Raw genomic sequence first — 8815 nt, 5'->3', positions numbered from 1 at the left:
AGTCTCCTCGCCAAAGATGATGAAAAAAATCGGGATTTTTGGCGGGACATTTGATCCGCCGCATAACGGCCATTTATTAATGGCGAATGAAGTGTTGCACGCATTAATGCTATCAGAAATTTGGTTTATGCCGAACCACATCCCGCCTCATAAGCAGCACGAGCAAGTGACGAACAGCGATGACCGGCTGCACATGCTGAAGTTGGCGGTTGCCGACCATCCACAGTTTAAAATCGAAACGATTGAACTTGAGCGCGGGGGGGCGTCGTATACGTACGATACGATGCGACAATTAAAAACGATGTATCCAAACGACGAATTTTATTTCATCATTGGCGCGGACATGGTAGAATATTTGCCGCATTGGTATTGTATTGATGAGCTTGTTCAATTAGTCACGTTCGTTGGGGTCAAGCGACCAGGGTTTTCTTTGCGCACGCCGTATCCGATTGTGGAGGTAGAGATTCCAGAGTTTGCCGTGTCTTCATCGCTCATTCGCGAGCGGGTGAAGCAAGGAAAGAGCATTCGTTATTTAGTTCCAGAATGCGTCCGACAGTATATTGAGGGGAAGAGGTTGTATGGAACGTCATGAAGCATTGGAAATAGTAAAAAAGCAACTAACAGAACACCGTTATCAACATACGCTTGGCGTTATGGAAACGGCGATTTCATTGGCGAAACGATACGGTGCGGACGAAAAAAAGGCAGAATTAGCGGCGATTTTTCACGACTATGCAAAATTTCGCCCGAAAGAAGAAATGAAACGAATTATTTTAGAGCAAAATATGCCAAACGACTTGCTTGCTTATAATACCGAACTTTGGCATGCGCCGGTGGGGGCTTATTTAGTGCAAACCGAGGCAGGTATTCACGATGAAGAAATTTTAAACGCGATTCGCTATCATACATCTGGACGTAGCGACATGACGCTATTAGAAAAAATCGTGTATGTCGCCGACTATATCGAGCCGGGCCGCATTTTCCCAGGAGTGGAAGAAGTGCGCGAGTTGGCGCAGCACGATTTAGACGAAGCGCTTATTCAAGCGTTAAAAAATACGATTCAATTTTTATTGAAAAAAAATCAGCCGATTTATCCGGCGACGATCGATACGTATAATGCACTCATTATGAAGAAAAAGGGGGAATCTGTACGTGACTGAGCGTGATATTTTGCGCGTAGCCGTTCGGGCTGCAGATGAGAAAAAAGCAGAAAACATCGTAGCGCTGAACATGAAAGGAATTTCGCTTGTCGCTGACTATTTTATGATTTGCCACGGTAATTCCGAAAAACAAGTGCAGGCCATTGCACGGGAAATTAAAGAAAAGGCAGAGGAACAGCAAATCCCGGTCAAGCGGTTAGAAGGGTTTGACGAAGCGAAATGGGTGTTAGTCGATTTAGGCGATGTCGTCGTTCATGTTTTTCATAAAGACGACCGTGCGTATTACAACTTAGAGCGTCTTTGGGGCGATGCGCCGTTAGAAGATGTAGCGAGTGATTTGGCGCAATGACGTACGAATCGTTTGCGTATTGGTATGACTTATTAATGAGCGAAGCACCGTATGACGAATGGAAAGCGTTTGTCGAGCGAAAAATTCGCCAGTATGGGCGCACTGGCACGAAACGGTTGCTTGATGTTGGCTGCGGAACGGGGGAGCTGGCAGTTCGTTTAGCGAAAGACGGCTTTTCTGTTACAGGAGTCGATTTGTCAGAAAATATGCTCGCCGTTGCACAAGAAAAAGCGGAACGCGAGCGCGTTCACGTGGAGTTTTTTCAGCAGGACATGGCCGAATTAGAAGGATTTTCGCCGTTTGATGTCGCCATCATTTTTTGCGATTCACTCAATTATTTGCCGACCGAGGCGGACGTGCAACAAACGTTCCGCTGTATTTATGAATTGTTACAGGAAGACGGTCTGTTATTGTTTGACGTTCATTCCATCTATAAAATGGATCACATTTTCCAAGGATCGACGTTTGCTGATAACGATGAATCCGTCAGCTATATTTGGCAATGCGAGCCGTTAGAAACGCCGCATACAGTCGCACATGAACTAACGTTTTTTGTGCAAACGGAAGATGGACGGTACGAGCGGTACGATGAATCGCATATCCAGCGGACGTTTGCGCAACAACAATACGAAAAATGGCTTGTTGATGCGGGGTTTACCGTGCTCGAAGTGAGCGCAGATTTTACCGACGCCTCTCCTCACGAAACGTCCGAAAGGCTTTTCTTCGTGGCAAAAAAATAAGCTGTCCGATTGGGGCAGCATATTTTTTTGATGTTTGAAGCAGGAGTTTTCATGTTTGTGTCGAATGTTTATGGGTAAAATTGTTTGTTGATTTTTTTCATTTCTTCAACAAATTTAGCATTTGTTTTTTCGAATACGTGTTCAAACATCTCGCCTAACTCCGTTTCTAACACCTTGATGCCTTCTCCGGTAATTCCGCCTTTGACGCACACTTTTTCTTGCAGTGTCGGAAGTGTATACATGTTTTTTTTCAACAATTCTCCTACACCGATGATCATGTCGCTTGCCAAGCATGTTGCCATTTCTTTCGAAATGTTTGTTTTTTGCACGGCAGCATCGATAAACCGCTGCAATAAATAGCTGAAAAAGGCCGGCCCGCAGCTTGCGATATCGGACGCAATTCGCGTTACGTCTTGCTGGATGAATACAGGAGTGGAAATATGTTGAAACAACCGCTCGATATACGTGCGATAGTGTGCCGAACAGCGATGACCAAATGTGATTAGCGAACTTCCGGAAAGCGCCCGATTTGTAATGCTTGGAATCACTCGGGCAACGTCGCAAGGAACAACGGACTCAAGCTGCTGGACAGTAATCGGACTTGTGATGGAAACAAGGCAGTGATCTTTTGTCCAATAAGGAGCTAGCTGCATTAAAAGGGGGTGAATATCCAATGGCTTGATGCATAGAAAAACGATGTTCGTTCGTTTGATGACTTCTTCCGGATTGGCTGCGACTTCGACTTGCGGATGTTTTTGCTGGATGTCCAACGCTTTTTTGATCGTGCGATTAGTAATGACAACATCCGTTTCGGCAACCGCTTTTGCTTCTAGCAGTGCTTCAATAAGCATACTCCCCATGTTTCCTGTGCCAATCACTCCGATTTTCACGGCTCGTCCCCCTTTCTTTATATCATTGCTTTATGTGTGGTAAGCAGGCGCTTTCGTTTTTTCATAGCCAATACCTTTCTTGACGATATGTATGAATGAATTCGCTTTTTTATGCATCATTTTCGAAAGGGTGGTTGATCGTGCGACAATGGCTAAAAAAAATAAAAAAGCAACAATGGTACGTATTGGCGCTCATTACTATTGTGGCGGTCGGCATTTTTCTTTACAGCGACCGCGAACAAGAACAACCGTCTTCTCCGCTTCGAGAGTTATCTTCAGAAGAAACAATACCGAAAGAAACAAAAAAAGAAGACAAACCGCAGTCGAACACTATCGTTGTCGATGTGAAAGGAGCGGTTGTTCGTCCGGGCGTATATGAAGTTATGGAATATGCTCGCGTCCACGATGTTATTACGTTAGCTGGAGGATTGACGAAAGAAGCGGATCAAACAAAGATTAACTTAGCAGCGAAAGTGCATGATGAAATGATGATTTACGTTCCGGTAAAAGGCGAAAGCAATGCACCGGTGTTGTCGAGTACTTCTTCAGAAGAAAAACCGAAAATCGATATTAACAGCGCTTCGGTGGAAGAAATTCAAAAAATTCAAGGGATCGGCCCGGCGAAAGCGGCTGCGATTATCGCATATCGAGAAGAACACGGTCCGTTTCGAAAAATGGAAGATTTGTTGAACGTATCTGGCATTGGAGAAAAATCGCTCGACAAAATGAAAGAGCAAATTATCATTCGGTGAGGAAATTGACGCTTTTTTTTCGACCGATTACACTAATGTTAAACAAATGCCAGGGGAGAGGGGACAATGGAACGAATTACATGGGATCAATATTTTATGGCGCAAAGCCATTTGCTAGCATTGCGCAGCACGTGTACGCGTCTTGCAGTGGGGGCGACGATCGTTCGCGATAAACGAATTATCGCGGGTGGCTATAATGGATCGATCGCCGGGGGAGCTCATTGCATCGATGAAGGTTGCTATGTCATTGACAACCATTGCGTTCGCACGATTCATGCGGAGATGAATGCGATTTTGCAATGCGCCAAGTTCGGCGTACCGACGGAAGGAGCGGAAATTTACGTCACTCATTTTCCGTGCTTGCACTGTTGCAAGGCGATCATTCAAAGCGGCATTTCCGCCGTCTATTATGCGCAAGACTACAAAAATCATCCGTATGCGCTTGAGCTGTTCCAGCAAGCGAACGTGCTCGTTCAGCACGTTCCATTTGACCGGAAAGTGTTATCGCTTCTCCACCGCGTGGATTAACGAATTTAGTCAAGATAGTTCGATTCCTATTTGACGTAGTCGGCAAGCAAGTCGCTTGCCAATTGGGCATGCTGATGCATGCCCTCCTCGAATAATGAACGCCAATAAAAGGGGACTATCGATGATGAAAGGGAATATCGTGTATGTCGCCATCGCCGCTATTATTGGCGTGGCGGTTGGCTATCAACCATTTCATGCACTTCATGCAATCGTGATCACCGGCTATTTTTTCTTCCTTTTTCTCCGCAAACGTGCGCTTCTCTTTTCTTGTTTGCTAACTACTTCTATTTTTTTCCTCTATATCAACTGGGTGGACCGCCACAATACGACGATCCTTCCGCCAGACAAAACGGATTTTACCGTTCGTTTTACTACGCCTGTTGTGATAGACGGCGATCGGCTGAAAGCAGTCGTTCGAACGAAAGAAAAAGAAGACGTACAGCTTGTGTACCGCCTCAAAAGCGAACAAGAGCAGACCGAACTTTCTCGCTTAGCGATTGGTATGGTTTGCTCCTTTAAAGGAGCGCTCGAAAGCCCTGAGCCTTCCCGTAACTTTGCCGCTTTTAGTTTCCGCGAATACTTGCGCTTTCAATACATTCATTGGTTCGTCCGTCCGCAGTCGCTCTCGCTCCAGCAATGCCACGCCACTTCCCTCACATCGTATGAAAAGCTGTTAACATTACGACAACAAGGCCTTCGTGAGATTGCCGCTTCGTTCCCGACTTCTTCCGCTGGCATTGTTCAAGCGCTTGTATATGGCGAGCGAGCGGAGATGGATGATTCTCTCCTTGCTGGCTACCAAAAGCTCGGGTTAGTGCATTTATTGGCGATTTCTGGTTCTCATGTGACGTTGCTCGTCGGAGCTTGTTTTTACGCGCTCATTCGTTTCATTACACGAGAAACAGCTGCGCTATTGTTGCTTGTTGTCCTTCCGTTTTATATGGTAATGACGGGCGCTTCTCCATCGGTTATGCGTGCGGTGATCATCGCGATGCTCTTTTTAGCGCTTCGCTATAAAAAATCAGCCATTCCTCCGCTAGATGCCATCAGTGCCGCATGCATTGTCATGCTTGCTTTGCATCCGTATTCTCTCTTTCAAGCCGGGTTTCAGTTGTCGTTTATCGTGTCGTTTGCTCTCGTTTTATCCATTCCCATCATGGAACAATATTCATCGGCGTTCGTTCGGTTGTTTTTGACAACGTTCATTGCCCAAATAAGTGCTCTTCCGTTTTTGTTGTATCACTTTTTTGAGTTTTCGCTTTTAAGCATTCCGCTAAATCTTCTTTTTGTTCCGCTTTACTCGTTTGTTATTTTGCCGCTTGCTTTTGTTTGGTTAGGCGTACATTCCTTATCAGAAGTAGCCGGCGCCTTTTTAGTCCATCTATTGGAATGGATTATCGAGGTGACGAACGAATGGGTTCATTTTTTGGCGGAAAGCTATTCGCTCTCAGTCGTTCTCGGCCGCCCATCGCCATATTTGCTCGTTTGCTACGGAGCAGCCATTTTGTGGGCGTTTAGGCGAATGGAACAAAGGCGATATAGAGCGTTTGTATATGTATTCGCTGTCATAATGCTCCATGCTTTTCTTCCGTATATGAACCGTCATGGCGAAGTCGTCTTGCTCGACGTTGGCCAAGGAGATAGCATTTATATTGAGCTGCCGTACCGCAAAGGTGTCTATTTAATTGACACAGGTGGAACAGTTTCGTTTCCAAAGCAGCCGTGGCAAAAACGAAATAACGAATGGGACGTCGGGAAAAATGTCGTTATTCCGTTTTTAAAAGCAAAAGGGGTGCGTGAGCTTACGCGCCTTATTATTACACATGGGGATGCCGATCATATGGGAGCTGCGGCTGAAGTCATTCGCCATATCCGTGTCAAGGAGCTGATGATCGGGAAAGGAGGGGCAAATCAGCCGCTACAAGCCGCCCTTATTCAAGTGGCGAAAGAAAAGCACGTTTCTGTAGTGGAAGTGAAGAAAGGAGATCGTTGGCAAGACGGAGAAACGGTGTTTTACGTGCTTCATCCTGATCCAAGCCTTTCTGAAACGGCAGATAACAATCGCTCGGTCGTTTTGTATGCCAAGCTTGGTCCGTTGTCATGGCTGTTTACAGGCGACTTGGAGAAAGAAGGGGAGCAACAAGTGCTTGCTGCGTTCCCTCGCCTGCATGCCGATGTGTTAAAAGTCGGCCATCACGGCAGCGAAACTTCAACTTCCGAACCGTTTTTACAGGTGATCACGCCTAAATTGGCAGTGATTTCAGTCGGAAAAAACAACCGCTATCATCATCCGCATCAAGAAGTGATCGATCGTCTGAAAGCGCAACACATTTATATTTTGCGCACCGATGAGCATGGAGCGATTCAATACCGGTACACAAAAAAAGAAGGAACCTTTACAGTCATGGTGCCATAGGATATAGCACGAAGAGCGGTCACACAGAAAAGAAAAAGAGACTGCTTCAAGCAATCTCTTTTCCATCATGAACCAAAATATTTCACTAATGTCGCAATAATGAACATCGTGGCGAAAAAACCGAAGGAAACCATGAAGCCGACACCGGAATCGACCGCATCATTGCGTGTGCACTGCACATTTTTTTCAAATTCGTTCATGATCCTTTACCCCTCCTCGTGCAATCATTTTTAGTATACGCTAAAACGAAAAAAAAATCTATACGTCAATTGTGTGTTTCCTTTCTTGACAGCAGTTCACACAAATAGTTTATTGGGCGCGGGACAATATAGTAATAACCGTTGATAAATCAGCAACGGCTGATTTATCAACGTTTATATAAATGGGAACCGGCTTTACTCCGTTTGCCGGTTCCCTTGTAAATGTCGAAAAAACAGTGTATCTTGTCAATGAACGGTTAAAAAGAAATGGGGCAGAGAAACATGGTAGTGGACTTTTGGGGAAAAATCAAACCGCAAACGTTGGCGCCTCTTTATTTGTTATACGGAACGGAAACGTTTTTATTGAACGAAATAGTGGAGCGGATTGTGCGTACGGCGTTGAAAGAGGAGGAGCGCGATTTTCATTTAGCGGTGTACGATTGTGAAGAAACGCCGGTAGAAGTAGCCGTGGAAGAGGCGGAAACGCTTCCGTTTTTTGGAGAGAAGAAAGTTGTGGTCGTAAAAAATCCGTATTTTTTAACGGCGGAAAAAGGAAAAGAGAAGGTGGAGCATGATGTAAAAAAGCTTGAGGAATACATAGCTTCACCTTCCCCTTTTTCAATTGTCATTTTTACTGGTTTGTACGAAAAATTGGATGAACGAAAAAAAATAACGAAACGGCTTATGCAGGAGGCGGAAGTATTTGTCGCTTCACCGCTGAACGAGAAGGAGTTGCACCGCTGGATCCATGAGCGCGTGAACGAAAACGGTGTGACGATGACAGACGAAGCAAAAGAGGCGTTATTGAAGTTGGCTGGCACAAATTTAATGATGCTGGCCAATGAATTGGATAAATTGTCACTGTTTGTTGGACAGGCAGGGACGATTACAGAAGCAACAGTGGAAATGCTCGTGTCGCGTACGCCTGAGCAAAACGTATTTGTGCTCGTCGAAAAAGTCATTCGGCGAAAAATCGAAGAGGCGTTGCAAGTGTTTTATGATTTGCTTGAAAATCAAGAAGAACCGGTTAAAATTTTGTCACTTCTCGCTTCGCAATTTCGTCTGTTATATCAAGTAAAGGGGTTGGCAGCGAAAGGGTATGGCCAGCAACAAATTGCCTCGATATTGAAAGTGCATCCGTTCCGAGTGAAATTGGCGCTCGGGCAAGCCGCTTTATTTTCCGAACAGGAACTGATGAAAGTGATGCACGATCTAGCGGAAACGGATTATCAAATGAAAAGCAGTGCGATCGATAAGCAGTTACTTTTAGAGTTATTGCTTGTCAAATGGAGTAAAGAGCCGGCATAGCCTGGCTCTTTTAATTTGCCGGCGCGAGGCTTCATCGGCAGGCAAAAAAAAACGACCCGAAACAGGTCGTTTATGTTAGTTACGCTATGATGCTGTTTAGTTTTTTCGCTAAGCGAGATTTTTGGCGGCTTGCTACGTTTTTATGAATTAAGCCTTTGCTTGCCGCTTTGTCTAATTTTTTCGAAGCAAGAACGAATGCTTCTTGTGCTTTTTCCACGTCTTTTGCTTTTACAAGCGCTTCAAATTTTTTGATCGCTGTGCGCATTGCGGATTTCATCGCAGCGTTATGAGCCCGGCGCTTTTCGCTTGTTTTTGCACGTTTAATAGCGGATTTAATATTTGCCAATGTATTTCACCTCCGTCATGCTGTCCATATACGTTATTCTTTTGTCATGTTTCGCCATATAGACATTCAAGAACAAGTGATATTCTATCAAACACACCGCAATTATGCAAGACTATTTGAAATTTC

At 44.9% G+C, this 8815-nt stretch carries 11 protein-coding genes; 8 read left to right on the top strand and 3 right to left on the bottom strand.

All coding sequences use genetic code 11. The features are described 5' to 3' along the window. The first annotated feature begins 19 nt into the window (after window positions 1-19). The 4 genes from M4I42_RS15640 to M4I42_RS15625 are packed head-to-tail and all read left to right on the top strand — an operon-like array spanning window position 20 to window position 2249. On the top strand, window positions 20-592 hold the full coding sequence (locus tag M4I42_RS15640; protein ID WP_268853001.1) for a nicotinate-nucleotide adenylyltransferase: 573 nt from the start codon (window positions 20-22) through the stop codon (window positions 590-592). Next, on the top strand, window positions 579-1160 hold the full coding sequence (gene yqeK / locus M4I42_RS15635) for a bis(5'-nucleosyl)-tetraphosphatase (symmetrical) YqeK (RefSeq protein WP_268853000.1): 582 nt from the start codon (window positions 579-581) through the stop codon (window positions 1158-1160). Before M4I42_RS15640 ends, yqeK begins: the two co-directional genes overlap by 14 nt. Next, complete coding sequence (gene rsfS, locus M4I42_RS15630; protein WP_268852999.1) at window positions 1153-1509, top strand: ribosome silencing factor; 357 nt, start codon at window positions 1153-1155, stop codon at window positions 1507-1509. Before yqeK ends, rsfS begins: the two co-directional genes overlap by 8 nt. After that, on the top strand, window positions 1506-2249 hold the full coding sequence (locus M4I42_RS15625) for a class I SAM-dependent DNA methyltransferase (RefSeq protein WP_268852998.1): 744 nt from the start codon (window positions 1506-1508) through the stop codon (window positions 2247-2249). Before rsfS ends, M4I42_RS15625 begins: the two co-directional genes overlap by 4 nt. Window positions 2250-2317: 68 nt before the next feature. Here the strand turns inward: M4I42_RS15625 and comER are convergent, their stop codons facing one another. Beyond that, window positions 2318-3139 (bottom strand): late competence protein ComER, encoded by an 822-nt coding sequence (comER, locus tag M4I42_RS15620; protein WP_268852997.1) that lies wholly within the window; start codon window positions 3137-3139, stop codon window positions 2318-2320. Window positions 3140-3279: 140 nt separating this feature from the next. Here comER and M4I42_RS15615 point away from each other — a divergent pair, with 140 nt between their 5' ends. The 3 genes from M4I42_RS15615 to M4I42_RS15605 all read left to right on the top strand — a co-directional run bounded on the left by M4I42_RS15615 (window position 3280) and on the right by M4I42_RS15605 (window position 6835). Further along, window positions 3280-3891, top strand: coding sequence for a helix-hairpin-helix domain-containing protein (locus tag M4I42_RS15615; protein ID WP_268852996.1), 612 nt, complete (start codon window positions 3280-3282; stop codon window positions 3889-3891). 66 nt (window positions 3892-3957) lie between these two features. Next, complete coding sequence (locus M4I42_RS15610; protein ID WP_268852995.1) at window positions 3958-4419, top strand: ComE operon protein 2; 462 nt, start codon at window positions 3958-3960, stop codon at window positions 4417-4419. A 121-nt stretch (window positions 4420-4540) separates the two neighbouring features. Next, window positions 4541-6835: a DNA internalization-related competence protein ComEC/Rec2 gene (locus tag M4I42_RS15605; RefSeq protein WP_268852994.1), complete on the top strand. Its 2295-nt coding sequence runs from the start codon at window positions 4541-4543 to the stop codon at window positions 6833-6835. Between the two features lie 65 nt (window positions 6836-6900). Here M4I42_RS15605 and M4I42_RS15600 read toward each other — a convergent pair whose 3' ends face one another. Beyond that, window positions 6901-7035 carry a YqzM family protein gene (locus M4I42_RS15600; RefSeq protein ID WP_084256359.1) on the bottom strand — a complete coding sequence of 45 codons (135 nt, stop codon included), beginning with the start codon at window positions 7033-7035 and terminating at the stop codon, window positions 6901-6903. Between the two features lie 282 nt (window positions 7036-7317). On the opposite strand from M4I42_RS15600, the gene holA reads away from it, so the two are divergent. Next, window positions 7318-8343, top strand: a complete 1026-nt coding sequence (gene holA / locus M4I42_RS15595; RefSeq protein WP_268852993.1) for a DNA polymerase III subunit delta — start codon at window positions 7318-7320, stop codon at window positions 8341-8343. Between the two features lie 79 nt (window positions 8344-8422). Here the strand turns inward: holA and rpsT are convergent, their stop codons facing one another. After that, window positions 8423-8689, bottom strand: a complete 267-nt coding sequence (gene rpsT, locus M4I42_RS15590; RefSeq protein ID WP_268852992.1) for a 30S ribosomal protein S20 — start codon at window positions 8687-8689, stop codon at window positions 8423-8425. Window positions 8690-8815: the final 126 nt, after the last annotated feature.

Origin of the sequence: Anoxybacillus sp. J5B_2022, from assembly GCF_026847645.1 — a bacterium.
Taxonomy (GTDB): domain Bacteria; phylum Bacillota; class Bacilli; order Bacillales; family Anoxybacillaceae; genus Anoxybacteroides.
Note: the sequence above shows the minus strand (reverse complement) of the source record. Positions and strands in the feature narration are given on the sequence as shown.

What these genes read in the sequence shown, in the direction of transcription:
- yqeK (WP_268853000.1), top strand. Translation starts at nt 579, where the DNA reads ATGGAACGTCATGAAGCATTGGAAATAGTAAAAAAGCAACTAACAGAA.
- M4I42_RS15640 (WP_268853001.1), top strand. Translation starts at nt 20, where the DNA reads ATGAAAAAAATCGGGATTTTTGGCGGGACATTTGATCCGCCGCATAAC.
- holA (WP_268852993.1), top strand. Translation starts at nt 7,318, where the DNA reads ATGGTAGTGGACTTTTGGGGAAAAATCAAACCGCAAACGTTGGCGCCT.
- M4I42_RS15605 (WP_268852994.1), top strand. Translation starts at nt 4,541, where the DNA reads ATGATGAAAGGGAATATCGTGTATGTCGCCATCGCCGCTATTATTGGC.
- M4I42_RS15610 (WP_268852995.1), top strand. Translation starts at nt 3,958, where the DNA reads ATGGAACGAATTACATGGGATCAATATTTTATGGCGCAAAGCCATTTG.
- M4I42_RS15600 (WP_084256359.1), bottom strand. Translation starts at nt 7,035, where the DNA reads ATGAACGAATTTGAAAAAAATGTGCAGTGCACACGCAATGATGCGGTC.
- M4I42_RS15625 (WP_268852998.1), top strand. Translation starts at nt 1,506, where the DNA reads ATGACGTACGAATCGTTTGCGTATTGGTATGACTTATTAATGAGCGAA.